Source organism: Staphylococcus sp. EG-SA-18 (assembly GCF_017151825.1).
Taxonomy (GTDB): Bacteria; Bacillota; Bacilli; order Staphylococcales; family Staphylococcaceae; genus Staphylococcus; species Staphylococcus aureus.
The window spans coordinates 1-16,799 of the sequence record NZ_JACYVY010000012.1 but is presented as its reverse complement, the minus strand read 5'-3'; the positions used below and the strand labels follow the sequence as shown (position 1 = coordinate 16,799).

Genomic DNA, 16,799 nt, shown 5'->3' with positions numbered 1-16,799 from the left:
TAATGAAAATAGCTGATTTAATGACATTGTTAGATCATCATGTGCCATTTAGTACTGCTGAATCTTGGGATAATGTAGGATTGTTAATAGGTGATGAAGATGTTGAAGTTACTGGTGTTTTAACAGCATTAGACTGTACGTTGGAAGTAGTAAATGAAGCAATCGAAAAAGGTTATAATACTATTATTAGTCATCATCCTCTAATCTTTAAAGGCGTAACATCATTAAAAGCTAATGGTTATGGTTTGATCATTAGAAAACTAATTCAACATGACATTAATTTAATAGCGATGCATACAAATTTAGATGTAAATCCGTATGGTGTCAATATGATGTTGGCGAAGGCGATGGGTTTGAAGAACATTTCAATAATAAATAATCAACAAGATGTATACTATAAAGTTCAAACATATATACCTAAGGATAATGTTGGACCATTTAAAGATAAGCTTAGTGAAAATGGATTAGCGCAAGAAGGTAATTATGAATATTGTTTCTTTGAAAGTGAAGGAAGAGGGCAATTCAAACCAGTTGGTGAAGCTAATCCAACAATAGGACAAATTGATAAAATTGAATATGTAGATGAAGTTAAAATTGAATTTATGATAGATGCATATCAAAAGTCAAGGGCTGAGCAATTAATTAAACAATACCATCCATATGAAACACCGGTATTTGATTTTATTGAGATAAAACAAACATCCCTTTATGGACTTGGCGTTATGGCAGAAGTGGATAATCAAATGACATTGGAAGATTTCGCAGCTGATATTAAATCTAAATTAAATATCCCAAGTGTCCGTTTTGTTGGTGAGTCTAATCAGAAAATTAAACGTATTGCAATTATTGGTGGTTCAGGTATTGGATATGAATATCAAGCTGTCCAACAAGGCGCAGATGTCTTTGTTACAGGTGATATTAAACATCATGATGCCTTAGATGCTAAAATTCATGGTGTGAATTTAATTGATATTAATCATTACAGCGAATATGTGATGAAAGAAGGTTTAAAAACGTTACTAATGAATCGGTTCAATACAGAAAAAATAAATATAGATGTTGAAGCATCTACAATTAATACAGATCCATTTCAATATATTTAAACTAAAATCTCGGGATTTCTAAATTTTGAAATTTCGAGGTTTTAATATTTTTATTTAAAATAGCACATTTATACTTTATAATAGTAAAGATGAACATATAAGGAGGCCAAATCATGGCAAAACATCCATTCGAACAATTTAATCTAGAATCTAGTTTAATTGACGCTGTGAAAGACCTTAATTTTGAAAAACCAACTGAAATTCAGAATCGAATTATTCCAAGAATACTAAAGAGAACAAATTTAATTGGTCAATCTCAAACGGGTACAGGGAAATCTCATGCATTTTTATTACCATTAATGCAGTTAATTGATAGTGAAATAAAAGAACCACAAGCAATCGTAGTTGCACCAACAAGAGAACTTGCACAACAACTATACGATGCAGCGAACCATTTAAGCCAATTTAAAGCTGGTGTTTCAGTTAAAGTTTTTATTGGTGGTACAGATATAGAGAAAGATAGACAACGTTGTAATGCACAACCACAATTGATTATAGGCACCCCTACTAGAATTAATGACTTAGCTAAAACGGGACATTTACATGTGCACTTAGCATCATATTTAGTTATTGATGAAGCGGATCTTATGATTGACTTAGGATTAATTGAAGATGTAGATTACATTGCTGCAAGATTGGAAGATAATGCAAATATTGCGGTGTTTAGTGCTACAATTCCACAACAGTTACAACCATTTTTAAATAAATATTTAAGTCATCCAGAATATGTAGCTGTCGACAGTAAAAAACAAAATAAAAAGAACATCGAATTCTTTTTAATACCTACTAAAGGTGCAGCTAAAGTTGAAAAAACTTTAAATTTAATTGATATACTAAATCCATACTTATGTATTATTTTCTGTAATAGTAGAGATAATGCAAATGATTTAGCACGTTCACTAAATGAAGCTGGTATTAAAGTTGGTATGATTCATGGTGGTTTAACGCCACGTGAACGTAAACAACAAATGAAACGTATACGTAATTTAGAATTCCAATACGTTATTGCCAGCGATTTAGCATCTCGTGGTATTGATATTGAAGGTGTTAGTCATGTCATCAATTTTGATGTGCCAAATGATATTGACTTCTTTACGCATAGAGTTGGACGAACTGGTCGTGGGAATTATAAAGGTGTAGCAATTACGCTTTATAGTCCTGATGAAGAACACAATATTTCATTAATAGAAGATCGCGGTTTTGTATTCAATACTGTTGATATTAAAGATGGTGAGTTAAAAGAAGTTAAAGCGCACAATCAGCGTCAAGCAAGAATGCGCAAAGATGACCATTTAACTAATCAAGTGAAGAACAAAGTTCGAAGTAAAATTAAAAACAAAGTTAAACCAGGTTATAAGAAGAAATTTAAACAAGAAGTTGAAAAAATGAAACGTCAAGAGCGTAAACAATTTAGTAAGCAGCAAAATAGACAAAAACGTAAGCAAAACAAAAAAGGTTAGGTGTGTTTTATGTTATTAGGATCACATGTTTCAATGAGTGGTAAAAAGATGTTAGAAGGTTCTGCTATAGAAGCGTATGAATATGGTGAAACAACATTTATGATTTATACTGGTGCACCTCAAAACACGCGCCGTAAAAGTATTGAAGATTTAAATATAACTAAAGGTCATGAAGTGATGGAAAAATATGGCTTATCTAATATTGTTGTTCATGCACCATACATCATTAATATTGCAAATACAACCAAACCAGAAACGTTTAATCTTGGTGTAGATTTCTTGCAACAAGAAATTGAAAGAACGCAAGCTATAGGCGCTAAAGATATTGTATTACATCCAGGTGCGCATGTTGGAGCTGGTGTTGATGCCGGAATTAATAAGATTATTGAAGGATTAAATGAAGTTTTAACGAATGACAATAATGTACGTATTGCGCTTGAAACGATGGCAGGTAAAGGTACAGAGATTGGTCGCTCGTTTGAAGAGTTAGCACGTATTATTGATGGAGTTCATAATAACGAACGTTTATCAGTATGTTTTGATACATGTCATACGCATGATGCTGGATATAATGTGAAAGAGGACTTTGATGGCGTATTAAATGAATTTGATAAAATTATTGGAGTCGACAGAATCAAAGTTGTTCATGTCAATGATTCTAAAAATGACCGTGGCGCTCAAAAAGACCGACATGAAAATATTGGCTTCGGTTACATTGGTTTTGATGCATTAAATTACATTGTGCATCATGATAGTTTTAAAGATATTCCGAAAATCTTAGAAACACCTTATGTTGGTGAAGATAAGAAAAATAAAAAACCGCCATATAAACTTGAAATTGAAATGTTAAAACAACAGCAATTTGACCCAGAATTAAAAAATAAGGTTATGCAACAATAAAATGATAATGCTCTCTTCAAGAAATGCGATAAATAAAACTTGAAGGGGGCATATCTCTTTATTTTGTCTAATTTTGAGTCGTAAACATTACTGTTTACATATGTTACTAGGAGTTGTATAGTTGAATGCGAGGTGAGAATACGATGACACCAGTCTTTGAATTGAAAAATGTCAATTACTACTATGATCATAAAAAAGTGTTAGAAAATATAAACATTAAAATAAATAAAGGTGAATTTTTAGCAATTGTTGGACCAAATGGTGCTGGTAAATCAACATTATTGAAGTTGATTCTAGGGTTATTACCTTTACAAAGTGGTGAGATTTTTGTTGAAGGTATTGATTTTAAAAATAAGAAAACATCAATTAAATTAAGCTATGTATCACAAAAAGCAAATGCCTTTAATTCAGGTTTCCCAGCAAGTGTTAAAGAAGTTGTTTTAAGCGGATTAACAAAGACAAAACGTCTTTTCCAAACATTTAATAGCAAAGATAATGAAAAAGTGATTAAAGTACTAGAAAGACTGAATATAAGTGATTTAATTCATAAAAATATAGCAGAATTATCAGGTGGTCAACAACAACGTGTAATGATTGCTCGAGCATTGATTTCAGAACCTGCAGTATTAGTACTTGATGAACCAACGAATGGTATTGATGCAAAACATGTAAGTGAATTTTATAATACTTTAGATCAATTAAAACAAGAAGGTATCACCATTATCTTAGTTACTCATGATATCGGTGTTGTAGCAGATACTGCTACTGAAGTAGCATGTTTAAATAAGCATTTGCATTTCCATGGTACAACTGATGAGTTTAAATCACTTGATGAAGTTGAAATTTCAAAAATTTATGGACATCCTGTACGTTTTGTCGATCATCAGCATAATCGAGAATGTTGTAATTAATAAAGATTTGAGTTTATTTAAAATGGAAAGGCGTGTCACAATTGATAGATGCATTATTGAATTTTGATTTTATGAGGTACTCTTTAATTAGTGGTATCTTGATAGGTTTTATTGCGCCTCTAATCGGTGCTTTTATCGTTGTTAGACGACTATCACTTATAGCTGATGCTCTAAGTCATGTAACTTTAGGTGGTATATCTTTCGGTATGTTTTTACTTACTATTATGCCAACACTAGTATTTATTAATCCAATGTGGTTTGGAATCTTATTCGCAATAGTAGGTGCGCTTCTAATTGAAAAATTAAGAACGTCATACACTGCTTACCAAGAAATTGCTATTCCAATTATAATGAGTGCTGGTATCGCCTTGAGTGCAATCTTCATTTCATTAGCTGATGGGTTCAATCAAGAAATTGTTGGATTGCTATTTGGCTCAATAAGCGCAGTGAATATAAGTGATTTAACAACGATTATTGTCATTGCCATCATAGTTGTTCTGTTTATTACATTGTTTTATAAAGAATTATTTATATTGTCATTTGATGAGGAATATAGTAAAGTCATTGGCATTCCTAAATGGATTCAATTTTTATTTATTGTTATTGTAGCGATGGTTATTTCTGCCTCAATGCGTGTTGTAGGGATACTGTTAGTAAGTGCGTTAATCACGTTACCAATTGCAATAAGTATGCGAATAACAAAAAGTTTTAAGCAATTGATATTACTAAGTGTATTTTTAGGTGAATTATCAGTAATATTAGGCTTAGTCCTAGCTTTCTATATGGACATTTCTCCGGGTGGTGTAATTGTAGTTCTACTTGTTATTTTACTTATGATTACAATGGCTTATCAGAAAATGCGAATGAAGTTTAAAAAGGGAGCTAATATCAATGAATACAAATGATGCTATTAAAATTTTAAAAGAGAACGGTTTAAAATATACAGATAAACGTAAAGATATGTTAGATATTTTTGTCGAAGAAGATAAGTATATAAACGCAAAGTATATACAGCAAGTTATGGATGAAAATTATCCTGGAATTTCATTCGACACAATATATAGAAACCTGCACTTATTTAAAGATTTAGGGATTATTGAAAATACAGAACTTGATGGTGAAATGAAGTTTAGAATCGCTTGTACAAACCATCATCATCATCATTTTATCTGTGAAAAGTGTGGAGATACAAAGGTAATAGATTATTGTCCAATAGATCAGATAAAGTTATCACTACCTGGTGTTAATATTCACAAACACAAACTTGAAGTTTATGGTGTATGTGAGTCTTGCCAAGATTAATATAAAGAAATGAGATTTATGCACATTTGGTCAGATGTATGCATAAATCTCATTTTTTAAATTATAGAAGATAAAGGTTCATTTCATACTCCGTTCGTATGATTTTATGGCAAATCTGTTAACTTTTTATATACAAAATGTTTAATTATTTTTGATTTGAGTTATATTAAATGAGTAGAGAAAATAATAAGTAGTAGAATTTAAGCAAATTCTTTGTTGAACCAGTCACTGCTTGTTATTATTTACTTACAGACATTTTAGGAGGATGATTATTTATGGCTTTTGAATTACCAAAATTACCATACGCATTTGATGCATTAGAACCACATTTTGACAAAGAAACTATGGAAATTCATCATGACAGACATCATAACACTTATGTTACGAAATTAAATGCTGCAGTAGAAGGTACAGATTTAGAATCTAAATCTATTGAAGAAATTGTTGCTAATTTAGACAGTGTACCAGCTAACATCCAAACTGCTGTACGTAATAATGGCGGTGGACATTTAAACCATTCATTATTCTGGGAGTTACTTTCACCAAACTCAGAAGAAAAAGGTACTGTAGTAGAAAAAATTAAAGAACAATGGGGTTCTTTAGAAGAATTTAAAAAAGAATTTGCTGACAAAGCAGCTGCACGCTTTGGTTCAGGTTGGGCTTGGTTAGTCGTAAACAATGGCCAGTTAGAAATTGTGACTACACCAAACCAAGATAATCCATTAACTGAGGGTAAAACACCTATTTTAGGTTTAGACGTATGGGAACACGCTTATTACCTAAAATATCAAAACAAACGCCCTGACTACATTGGCGCATTTTGGAATGTAGTTAACTGGGAAAAAGTTGACGAATTATATAATGCAACAAAATAAAGTATGATTACTTGTTCGGTCTCTTAAATGAGACCGTTATTTTTTTGTCAAAAAGATAGAAATAATTTCTAAATTCATATATGATTTAAAGTGAAAGACTTTGAATAGAGGTAGGTAGTTTTGTTAAAAAGACTAAAAGAAAAATCAAATGATGAAATCGTTCAAAATACAATTAACAAGAGAATTAACTTTATATTTGGTGTGATTGTATTTATTTTTGCAGTACTAGTACTACGTTTAGGTTATTTACAAATCGCACAAGGCTCACATTATAAACAAATTATAAAAAATGATGAAAACATTACAGTGAATGAGTCTGTGCCAAGAGGTCGTATTTTAGACAGAAATGGGAAAGTTTTAGTTGATAATGCTTCTAAAATGGCTATTACATATACTAGGGGTCGAAAAACAACACAATCGGAAATGTTGGATACGGCTGAAAAGTTATCAAAGCTAATCAAGATGGATACTAAGAAAATTACAGAACGTGATAAGAAAGATTTCTGGATTCAGTTGCATCCTAAAAAAGCAAAAGCAATGATGACAAAAGAACAAGCTATGTTAGCAGATGGAAGTATTAAACAAGATCAATATGATAAACAACTGTTATCGAAAATCAGAAAATCACAATTAGATGAATTGTCTTCTAAAGATTTACAAGTTTTAGCTATTTTTCGAGAGATGAATGCAGGAACAGTTTTAGATCCACAAATGATAAAAAATGAAGATGTCAGTGAAAAAGAGTATGCAGCAGTTTCTCAGCAACTTTCCAAATTACCAGGTGTTAACACGTCTATGGATTGGGATAGAAAATATCCATATGGCGATACTTTAAGAGGTATATTCGGAGATGTATCGACACCTGCTGAAGGTATTCCAAAAGAATTGACAGAACATTACTTATCCAAAGGATATTCACGCAATGATCGTGTTGGAAAATCTTACCTAGAATATCAATATGAAGATGTATTGCGTGGTAAGAAGAAAGAAATGAAATACACAACGGACAAATCTGGTAAAGTTACATCTTCAGAAGTGTTAAATCCTGGCGCTCGCGGTCAAGATTTGAAATTAACGATCGATATAGATCTTCAAAAAGAAGTAGAAGCATTATTAGATAAACAAATTAAGAAGCTTCGCAGTCAAGGTGCCAAAGATATGGATAATGCAATGATGGTTGTACAAAATCCTAAAAATGGAGACATTCTTGCGCTTGCCGGAAAGCAGATTAATAAGAGTGGTAAAATGACTGATTATGACATTGGTACGTTTACTTCTCAATTTGCGGTTGGATCTTCTGTAAAAGGTGGAACATTATTAGCTGGTTATCAGAATAAAGCTATCAAAGTTGGAGAAACAATGGTCGATGAACCATTACATTTCCAAGGTGGTTTGACAAAACGATCATACTTCAATAAAAACGGGCATGTATCTATTAATGATAAGCAAGCTTTGATGCATTCATCAAACGTATATATGTTTAAAACAGCATTAAAATTAGCGGGAGACCCTTATTATTCTGGTATGGCTTTACCTTCAGACATAAGTTCACCTGCCCAAAAGCTAAGAAGAGGATTAAATCAAGTAGGCTTAGGTGTGAAAACAGGGATAGATTTACCAAATGAAACAAGAGGTCAAATCGAACCATTAACAAATAATCCAGGTAATTATCTAGATTTATCAATTGGTCAATATGATACCTATACACCATTACAATTATCACAATATGTTTCAACTATAGCGAATGATGGTTATAGAATACAGCCACACATTGGATTAACGATTCATGAATCAACTAATAAAGATGAGGTTGGTCCACTCAAGAAGAAAATTAATGGCACTGTCTTGAACAAGGTTAATAATACTGAAAAGGAAATCAAACAAATTCAAGAAGGATTCAAAATGGCATTTAATGATAAAGATGGTACTGGATATGTTAGTTTTAAAGATACAGTAGTACCTACTGCTGGTAAAACGGGTACCGCTGAAGTGTTCCAAAACGGAGAGCCAAGAGTTAACTCTACTTATATAGGATACGCGCCAATTGATGATCCAAAATTAGCGTTTTCAATTGTATATACAAATCAGCCTGTACCACCACCATGGTTAACAGGTGGAGACTTAGGTAGAGATGTAATTAACTACTACTTTAAGCAGTTAGGTAAAGATGATAAAAATAAAGACAAAGACAAATAAAATTTAACCTGACGATTGTGTAGCGCATGGTTGTAAAATTTTAACTTTGCAAATATTATAGATGTTGGTATAATAATAAAGTCGTATTTAGAAATGATAAGGAGGAATAACCATGCGCGTAAACGTAACTTTAGCTTGTACGGAATGTGGTGACAGAAACTACATTACAACTAAGAACAAAAGAAATAATCCAGAACGTGTTGAAATGAAGAAATTCTGTTCACGTGAAAACAAACAAACTTTACACCGTGAAACAAAATAATCATTAAAATTAAATTTAAATTAACAATAAAAAAGGTGAAATCTCAAAATAAGAGGTTTCACCTTTTTAATTATGCACACGTATGAAATGATAAAAGATTTTCAATTGAAATAATAAATTTTAGAATTGTCGCATAATTCATCATGACAACATAATGACATGTATTGTTATTAACGATATAATAGAATTGAATAAAGTGGGTGATAATGTGACTAAAAATGAGATTAGAAAATACATTTTACATAAAATGAAGAATTTTAATAAAGCTGAAAAGCGAAAAGCAGACACATGGTTAAGAAATCAATTTTTTGCAACTGAAGAATACAAAGAAGCAAACGCAATTGCGCTAGTTCTTTCTTTTAATCATGAAGTAGATACTTTTTCTATTATTGAACAAGCCTTAATGGATCATAAACGTATTTTTGTACCGAAAATGGATTATTTAAATCATCAAATGACTTTTAAAGAAATATTTAATCTCAAAGATATTGATGTCGATAATAAGGGGATTTACTATCCAACTTCAAAAGGTGAAACAACGAATAACCTAGATTTAATTGTTGTTCCTGGTGTTGGATTTCAAGACGATGGATATAGAATTGGGTATGGTGGTGGCTATTACGACAGGTTTTTAGCTAATTATCAGACAAAGACAATAAGCTTATTATACGATTTTCAAATAACATCATTTGAACCGGAATCATTCGATCAACCAGTCGATAAATTGATTATATATCAATCAGCATAGTGGAGGACTAAATGAACATAGACAAACAATTTTGGAAAACAATATATTATTGGATTAGGTACTTGAATTTTGATATTGTCAGTAGGGAAAAAGATGACCAAGAAATTTGGTTAGCCCATAAAAGAAAAAAACAAGTAGTCATTTTTAAACAACATATCAAGTCTACCCAAGAAATACGTTTTGACAAAGCGAAAGTGCTTGAACACAAAGATGAAATAGCAAATTTTATTTCTTTCGAACCACAAAGTTTTGAATTTTATTATTTTACAGAATCGGAATTTTCAGAAGAACAATTAAATGAAGTTTCGCCAATTAGAATTAAATTCAATGTTATAAGACACACAAAAGATTTGATAAAGCATATGCCGAATATATTTTTGGCTAGACTTATTTCAGAAGATAATGATAAAAAGACATATATGTTCTATAAACGCAAAGTATTAACCGATAACTTTTTAGATAAATATATGCAGAAATTTTCACCGGCAACATACACAATAATATTTGTAAATGTCTTAATATGGTTATGTATGATTTTATATTTAAATAATTTTTCGGATGTAAAATTATTAGATGTTGGCGGGTTAGTGCATTTTAATGTCGTACATGGTGAATGGTATCGAATTGTTACATCGATGTTTTTACATTTTAGTTTTGAACATATACTTATGAATATGCTTTCATTATTTATTTTTGGTAAAATAGTCGAAGCAATTATTGGTTCATGGCGGATGTTAACTGTATACTTTATTGCAGGGTTGTTTGGAAACTTTGTATCACTATCATTTAATACGACTACAATTTCAGTTGGGGCTAGTGGTGCTATATTTGGTCTGATTGGATCAATTTTTGCGATGATGTATGTTTCAAAAACATTTAACAAAAAAATGTTAGGACAGTTATTAATTGCATTAGTGATATTAGTTGGTGTTTCTCTGTTTATGTCAAATATAAATATTGTGGCGCATATTGGAGGATTCATTGGTGGTTTATTAATAACTTTAATTGGCTATTACTATAAAGTGAATCGTAATATTTTTTGGATTTTACTAATTGGTATGCTTGTTATATTTATTGCACTTCAAATTAGAATTTTTACAATTAAAGAAGATAATATTTATAATAAATTGATCAAAGATGATATGACTAGTGGTAATTATGATAATGCTCAAAATATTGTGAAGCAGACAATAAATAAAAATTATGCCGATGATCAAACATATTATTTAAGTGGTATGATTATGGCTACTATCAATTCTAAGTCCGAAGGTATGACAGAATGGGAGCGAGGACTTAGAATGTTTCCTAAATCAGGTTTATTAAATTTTGAGTTAGCGATAGCAAATCGTTCATTAAATGATGATGAAAAAGCATTAAAATATGTGCGTAAAGCATTAAATGCAGACCCTAAAAATGCAGATTATATTAACTTAGAAAAAGAGTTGACTAAATCAAATGAGTCGAAAAATAAATAACTTTTATGATGTACAACAGTTATTGAAAAGTTACGGATTTCTAATATATTTTAAAAATCCAGAAGATATGTACGAAATGATTCAACAGGAGATTTCATCATTGTATCAATATGAACTGTTATCTAAGGAAGAATATTTGAAATGTACGTTGATAATTAATCAGAGAAGGAATGAACAGAAATGACAAAAATTATTTTAGCAGCTGATGTAGGCGGGACGACTTGTAAATTAGGTATTTTCACACCTGAATTAGAACAATTACATAAATGGTCTATTCACACTGATACATCTGATAGTACAGGATATACACTTTTGAAAGGAATTTATGATTCGTTTGTTGAAAAAGTAAATGAAAATAATTATAATTTTTCAAATGTACTTGGCGTAGGTATTGGTGTACCAGGTCCTGTTGACTTTGAAAAAGGTACAGTAAATGGAGCAGTAAACTTATATTGGCCAGAAAAAGTTAATGTACGTGAGATTTTTGAACAATTCGTTGATTGTCCAGTGTATGTAGATAATGATGCTAACATAGCTGCTTTAGGGGAGAAACACAAAGGTGCTGGTGAAGGTGCCGATGATGTTGTTGCCATCACACTTGGTACAGGTCTAGGTGGAGGAATTATTTCAAATGGTGAAATCGTACATGGTCATAATGGCTCTGGCGCAGAAATAGGTCATTTTAGAGCAGACTTCGATCAACGATTTAAATGTAATTGTGGTCGTTCTGGATGTATTGAAACAGTTGCTTCAGCGACAGGCGTTGTTAACTTAGTTAACTTCTACTATCCGAAGTTGACGTTTAGATCTTCTATATTAGAATTGATTAAAGAAAATAAGGTTACAGCAAAAGCTGTTTTTGATGCGGCAAAAGCTGGTGACCAATTCTGTATTTTCATTACTGAAAAGGTTGCAAACTATATTGGATATTTATGTAGTATTATTAGTGTTACAAGTAATCCGAAATATATCGTTCTAGGTGGAGGAATGTCTACTGCAGGACCTATTTTAATTGAAAATATTAAAACAGAATATCATAATTTAACATTTGCACCTGCTCAATTTGAAACTGAAATTGTACAAGCGAAATTAGGTAATGATGCAGGTATTACAGGAGCAGCAGGATTAATCAAGACCTATGTATTAGATAAAGAGGGGGTAAAATAATGGCTATTGTTGATGTGGTTGTTATTCCAGTTGGAACGGAAGGTCCGAGTGTTAGTAAATATATTGCAGATATTCAGAAAAAACTTCAAGAATATAAAGCAATGGGTAAAATTGATTTTCAATTAACACCAATGAATACTCTAATTGAAGGTGAATTAAGCGATGTATTAGAAGTTGTGCAAGTGATACATGAATTACCTTTTGATAAAGGTTTAAGTAGAGTTTGTACAAATATCCGTATTGATGACCGACGAGACAAATCTAGAAAAATGAATGATAAACTAACATCAGTACAAAAACATTTAGAAAATAGTGGTGAAAACCTATGAGGATTTCAAGCTTAACTTTAGGCTTAGTTGATACTAATACGTATTTCATCGAAAATGACAAAGCTGTTATTCTGATTGACCCTTCAGGTGAAAGTGGAAAAATTATTAAAAAATTAAACCAAATAAATAAACCGTTAAAAGCTATTTTATTAACACATGCACACTTTGATCATATCGGAGCAGTCGATGATATAGTTGATCGATTCGATGTCCCGGTTTATATGCATGAAGCAGAGTTTGATTTTCTAAAAGATCCCGTTAAAAATGGGGCAGATAAATTTAAGCAATATGGATTACCAATTATTACAAGTAAGGTAACTCCTGAAAAGTTAAACGAAGGTAGCACAGAAATAGAAGGATTTAAGTTTAATGTGTTACACACACCTGGACATTCACCAGGAAGTTTAACATATGTGTTCGATGAATTCGCAGTTGTTGGAGATACATTATTTAATAATGGAATCGGACGTACAGATTTATATAAAGGTGATTATGAAACGCTAGTTGATTCTATTCAAGATAAAATATTTGAATTAGAAGGCGATTTACCTTTATTCCCTGGACATGGTCCATATACGACGGTTGATGATGAACAATTAAATCCATTTTTACACGGTTAAATTGAAGTAATAAAAACACCTCCTACGTGATTATATGTAGGAGGTGTTTTTTTGAAGATTCTATTTCAAGAAATAATTAATAAAGCGATAGAAATGAAAGCGAGTGATGTACATTTTATTCCAGTTAAAAATGAAGTAAGTATTAAATTTAGAATTAATGATAACTTGGAGCAGTATGAACAAATTGGGAATAGCATTTATCAAAAGTTATTAGTTTATATGAAGTTTCAAGCTGGGCTTGATGTTTCTACACAGCAAGTCGCACAGAGCGGTCGATATAGTTACCATTTCAATAAAATATATTTTTTGAGAATATCAACTTTACCATTGTCACTTGGCCAAGAAAGTTGTGTTATCAGAATTGTACCTCAATTTTTTCAACAACAAAAATCAACTTATAAATTCAATGATTTTAAACACCTCATGAATAAGAAACAAGGATTACTATTGTTTAGTGGGCCAACTGGTTCAGGAAAGAGTACATTAATGTATCAAATGGTCTCATACGCGAATAAAGCCTTGAATTTAAATGTAATTTCTATAGAGGATCCTGTAGAGATGCAAATTCCTGGTATCGTCCAAATTAATGTGAATGATAAAGCTGGCATTAACTATGTAAATTCGTTTAAAGCTATTTTAAGATGTGATCCTGATGTTATTTTAATAGGTGAAATCAGAGATAAAGATGTTGCCAAGTGTGTTATACAGGCTAGTTTAAGTGGTCACCTTGTTCTGACTACATTGCATGCAACTGATTGTAAAGGTGCTATTTTAAGGCTATTAGAAATGGGCATTTCTGTACAAGAATTGATACAGGCAACTAACTTAATTATAAACCAACGACTTGTAACTACTATTAAGCAACAGCGACAATTAGTATGCGAAATTCTATCTCAGCAACAACTCCGATATTTCTTTTCCCATAATCATTCATTACCATCATCATTTAAGAACTTAGAAGATAAACTTGATGATATGACAAAAGCAGGTGTCATTTGTGAAACTACAATGGATAAATACATTTAAACTACATTCTAAGAAGCGACAATTAAGTAAGGCCCAACAAATCGATTTACTTTCAAATTTATGTAATTTGTTGAAATATGGTTTCACTCTGTATCAAAGTTTTCAATTTTTAAATCTTCAAATGACATATAAAAATAAGCAATTAGGTACCACCATTCTAAGTGAAATTTCAAATGGTGCACCATGCAATCAAATATTATCACTGATAGGTTATAGCGATACTATCGTCATGCAAGTATATTTGGCAGAAAGATTTGGCAATATTATAGACGTTCTAGAAGAAACCGTAAATTATATGAAAGTGAATAGAAAGTCAGAACAACGATTGTTAAAGACACTGCAATACCCCTTAATACTAGTTTCTATCTTTATTGCTATGATTATTATATTAAACCTCACAGTAATTCCACAGTTTCAACAATTATATACTTCTATGAATATTCAACTATCTTCTTTTCAAAAAACATTGTCTTTTTTCATTACCAGCTTACCTACTATAATTGTAGTAATGCTCATAATAGTATCTATGTTGGCTATTATTATGAAATTAATTTATAACAATTTAAATATGCTCAATAAGATAAACTTTGTGATGAAACTACCGCTAATATCAGGCTATTTCCAATTATTTAAAACTTATTTTGTAACTAATGAATTAGTGTTGTTTTATAAAAATGGTATTACACTTCAATCAATAGTAGACGTTTATATTAACCATAGTAGTGATCCATTTAGACAGTTTCTAGGTAAATACTTATTAACTTATTCAGAAATGGGATATGGTTTGCCTCAAATTTTAGAAAAACTAAAATGCTTTAAGCCTCAATTAATTAAGTTTGTGCTACAAGGTGAAAAGAGAGGGAAGCTAGAAGTAGAACTAAAGTTATATTCACAAATATTAGTAAAACAAATAGAAGATAAAGCGATAAAACAGACTCAGTTTTTACAGCCTATTTTATTTTTGATTTTAGGTTTATTTATTGTCGCAATTTATTTAGTAATTATGTTACCAATGTTTCAAATGATGCAAAGTATAAAATAATGGAGGTTAATATATGTTTAAATTTCTTAAGAAAACTCAAGCGTTTACATTGATAGAGATGCTATTAGTGTTATTAATCATCAGTTTATTATTAATTTTAATCATTCCAAATATTGCTAAACAAACTGCTCACATACAATCAACAGGTTGTAATGCACAGGTAAAAATGGTTAATAGTCAAATTGAAGCGTATGCATTGAAACATAATAGAAATCCATCGTCTATTGAAGACTTAATTGCAGATGGTTTTATAAAAGAAGCACAAAAGACATGTAAATCAGGAGAGACAATCACAATTAGTAATGGAGAAGCAGTTGCAAATTAGAAAGCAGTCAGCATTTACTATGATTGAGATGCTTGTGGTAATGATGTTAATCAGTATATTTCTACTTTTGACAATGACATCTAAAGGATTAAGCAATCTTAGAGTAATAGATGATGAGGCAAATATCATTTCTTTTATTACTGAATTGAATTATATTAAGTCGCAAGCTATAGCAAATCAAGGATATATCAATGTTAGATTTTATGAAAACAGTGACACTATTAAAGTAATAGAGAATAATAAAATACGATTTCTAAAATTAAAAGTAGGCAAAATAATTAATGTTGCAAAAGTTGATATTATTGCCTTTGATAAAAAAGGGAATATCAATAAATTTGGTAGCATAACAATTGACAATAACAATTCAATTTATAGAATAATATTCCATATTGAAAAAGGAAGAATTCGTTATGAAAAGCTATAAGTGTAAAGGTTCATTCTTAATAGATAGTATGGCTGGATTTTTGCTAATTGGATTGATTACATTACTATTGATACCAATGATGAATCAAATGCAAGCGAGTATAAACCATAAACTACAAACAATTGATGCTTCTAAAGTAATTTTGACGACTGTATCTAAAATTAATAAAGAAGAACTTAAGAAGGGGGTAACTATAGGGAAGTATGATATTAAGCAAAGTGACCAACAAATTTGTGCTATTTCAAAAAATACCACTTCTTATCAAAAGACATGTATACAGTATTAATGTCAAAGCTTTTTCGCTCATTGAAATGTTAGTAGCGATGATGGTTATAAGTATAACTTTACTAATTGTTCCAGACTTAATTAGACTTAGTAAAACTTTTCTAATTGAAAGTAGGGATTTAACAACTGTAGATTTCGAATTTTTCTCAAGAGATATTCTAGATGATTTTAAAGGAGTAGATAGAAACGATATTGAAATTAGGCAACACCGTATCATTTTACATAAAGGTGAAGAAATGATCGAATACAAATTAATTAATAATAAAATTATTAAAGTTGTAAATGACAGAGGAAATATAACAATGATTAATAATGTTACAGCATTTACTGCAAATATCTACTATAAATC

General features: G+C 30.8%; 21 protein-coding genes. All 21 read left to right on the top strand.

Features of this window, described 5'->3' with window-relative positions; all coding sequences use genetic code 11:
- Positions 1-2: 2 nt before the first annotated feature.
- The gene (locus tag IDG66_RS04480; protein WP_000683932.1) at positions 3-1,103 is read left to right on the top strand and encodes a Nif3-like dinuclear metal center hexameric protein; all 1,101 of its coding nucleotides are present in this window, start codon (positions 3-5) and stop codon (positions 1,101-1,103) included.
- Between the two features lie 113 nt (positions 1,104-1,216).
- On the top strand, positions 1,217-2,563 hold the full coding sequence (locus tag IDG66_RS04475; protein ID WP_001062177.1) for a DEAD/DEAH box helicase: 1,347 nt from the start codon (positions 1,217-1,219) through the stop codon (positions 2,561-2,563).
- Positions 2,564-2,572: 9 nt separating this feature from the next.
- Positions 2,573-3,463, top strand: coding sequence for a deoxyribonuclease IV (locus IDG66_RS04470; RefSeq protein ID WP_000924220.1), 891 nt, complete (start codon positions 2,573-2,575; stop codon positions 3,461-3,463).
- A gap of 125 nt (positions 3,464-3,588) precedes the next feature.
- Positions 3,589-4,374 (top strand): metal ABC transporter ATP-binding protein, encoded by a 786-nt coding sequence (locus tag IDG66_RS04465; RefSeq protein WP_001213908.1) that lies wholly within the window; start codon positions 3,589-3,591, stop codon positions 4,372-4,374.
- A 41-nt stretch (positions 4,375-4,415) separates the two neighbouring features.
- Positions 4,416-5,279: a metal ABC transporter permease gene (locus tag IDG66_RS04460; RefSeq protein ID WP_000564316.1), complete on the top strand. Its 864-nt coding sequence runs from the start codon at positions 4,416-4,418 to the stop codon at positions 5,277-5,279.
- Positions 5,266-5,676, top strand: a complete 411-nt coding sequence (locus IDG66_RS04455) for a Fur family transcriptional regulator (protein WP_001095260.1) — start codon at positions 5,266-5,268, stop codon at positions 5,674-5,676. The genes IDG66_RS04460 and IDG66_RS04455 overlap by 14 nt, the downstream gene beginning before the upstream one ends.
- 275 nt (positions 5,677-5,951) lie before the next feature.
- Complete coding sequence (locus IDG66_RS04450; RefSeq protein WP_000863556.1) at positions 5,952-6,551, top strand: superoxide dismutase; 600 nt, start codon at positions 5,952-5,954, stop codon at positions 6,549-6,551.
- Positions 6,552-6,671: 120 nt separating this feature from the next.
- On the top strand, positions 6,672-8,747 hold the full coding sequence (locus IDG66_RS04445; protein WP_000919776.1) for a peptidoglycan D,D-transpeptidase FtsI family protein: 2,076 nt from the start codon (positions 6,672-6,674) through the stop codon (positions 8,745-8,747).
- A gap of 112 nt (positions 8,748-8,859) precedes the next feature.
- Positions 8,860-9,009, top strand: a complete 150-nt coding sequence (gene rpmG / locus IDG66_RS04440; protein ID WP_001265709.1) for a 50S ribosomal protein L33 — start codon at positions 8,860-8,862, stop codon at positions 9,007-9,009.
- Between the two features lie 208 nt (positions 9,010-9,217).
- Positions 9,218-9,757: a 5-formyltetrahydrofolate cyclo-ligase gene (locus IDG66_RS04435; protein WP_000164546.1), complete on the top strand. Its 540-nt coding sequence runs from the start codon at positions 9,218-9,220 to the stop codon at positions 9,755-9,757.
- An 11-nt stretch (positions 9,758-9,768) separates the two neighbouring features.
- A complete protein-coding gene (locus IDG66_RS04430; protein ID WP_001017865.1) occupies positions 9,769-11,232 on the top strand; it encodes a rhomboid family protein in 1,464 nt (487 codons plus the stop codon).
- A complete protein-coding gene (locus IDG66_RS04425; RefSeq protein WP_000087561.1) occupies positions 11,213-11,416 on the top strand; it encodes a YqgQ family protein in 204 nt (67 codons plus the stop codon). The genes IDG66_RS04430 and IDG66_RS04425 overlap by 20 nt, the downstream gene beginning before the upstream one ends.
- Positions 11,413-12,399, top strand: coding sequence for an ROK family glucokinase (locus IDG66_RS04420; RefSeq protein ID WP_000161314.1), 987 nt, complete (start codon positions 11,413-11,415; stop codon positions 12,397-12,399). Before IDG66_RS04425 ends, IDG66_RS04420 begins: the two co-directional genes overlap by 4 nt.
- On the top strand, positions 12,399-12,728 hold the full coding sequence (locus IDG66_RS04415) for an MTH1187 family thiamine-binding protein (protein WP_001018871.1): 330 nt from the start codon (positions 12,399-12,401) through the stop codon (positions 12,726-12,728). The genes IDG66_RS04420 and IDG66_RS04415 overlap by 1 nt, the downstream gene beginning before the upstream one ends.
- A complete protein-coding gene (locus IDG66_RS04410; RefSeq protein ID WP_001223010.1) occupies positions 12,725-13,348 on the top strand; it encodes an MBL fold metallo-hydrolase in 624 nt (207 codons plus the stop codon). Before IDG66_RS04415 ends, IDG66_RS04410 begins: the two co-directional genes overlap by 4 nt.
- 51 nt (positions 13,349-13,399) lie before the next feature.
- On the top strand, positions 13,400-14,374 hold the full coding sequence (gene comGA / locus IDG66_RS04405; protein WP_000697220.1) for a competence type IV pilus ATPase ComGA: 975 nt from the start codon (positions 13,400-13,402) through the stop codon (positions 14,372-14,374).
- Positions 14,346-15,416, top strand: coding sequence for a competence type IV pilus assembly protein ComGB (gene comGB / locus IDG66_RS04400; RefSeq protein ID WP_000776422.1), 1,071 nt, complete (start codon positions 14,346-14,348; stop codon positions 15,414-15,416). Before comGA ends, comGB begins: the two co-directional genes overlap by 29 nt.
- 13 nt (positions 15,417-15,429) lie before the next feature.
- Positions 15,430-15,741: a competence type IV pilus major pilin ComGC gene (gene comGC, locus IDG66_RS04395; RefSeq protein ID WP_000472256.1), complete on the top strand. Its 312-nt coding sequence runs from the start codon at positions 15,430-15,432 to the stop codon at positions 15,739-15,741.
- Entirely contained in the window at positions 15,719-16,165 is a 447-nt protein-coding gene (gene comGD, locus IDG66_RS04390) for a competence type IV pilus minor pilin ComGD (protein WP_001788899.1), read from the top strand. The genes comGC and comGD overlap by 23 nt, the downstream gene beginning before the upstream one ends.
- On the top strand, positions 16,152-16,451 hold the full coding sequence (locus tag IDG66_RS04385; RefSeq protein WP_000844413.1) for a hypothetical protein: 300 nt from the start codon (positions 16,152-16,154) through the stop codon (positions 16,449-16,451). The genes comGD and IDG66_RS04385 overlap by 14 nt, the downstream gene beginning before the upstream one ends.
- Positions 16,369-16,799, top strand: a 431-nt coding sequence (locus IDG66_RS04380) for a competence type IV pilus minor pilin ComGF (protein WP_086040824.1), incomplete at its 3' end; no start/stop codon positions are given. The genes IDG66_RS04385 and IDG66_RS04380, both read left to right, overlap by 83 nt.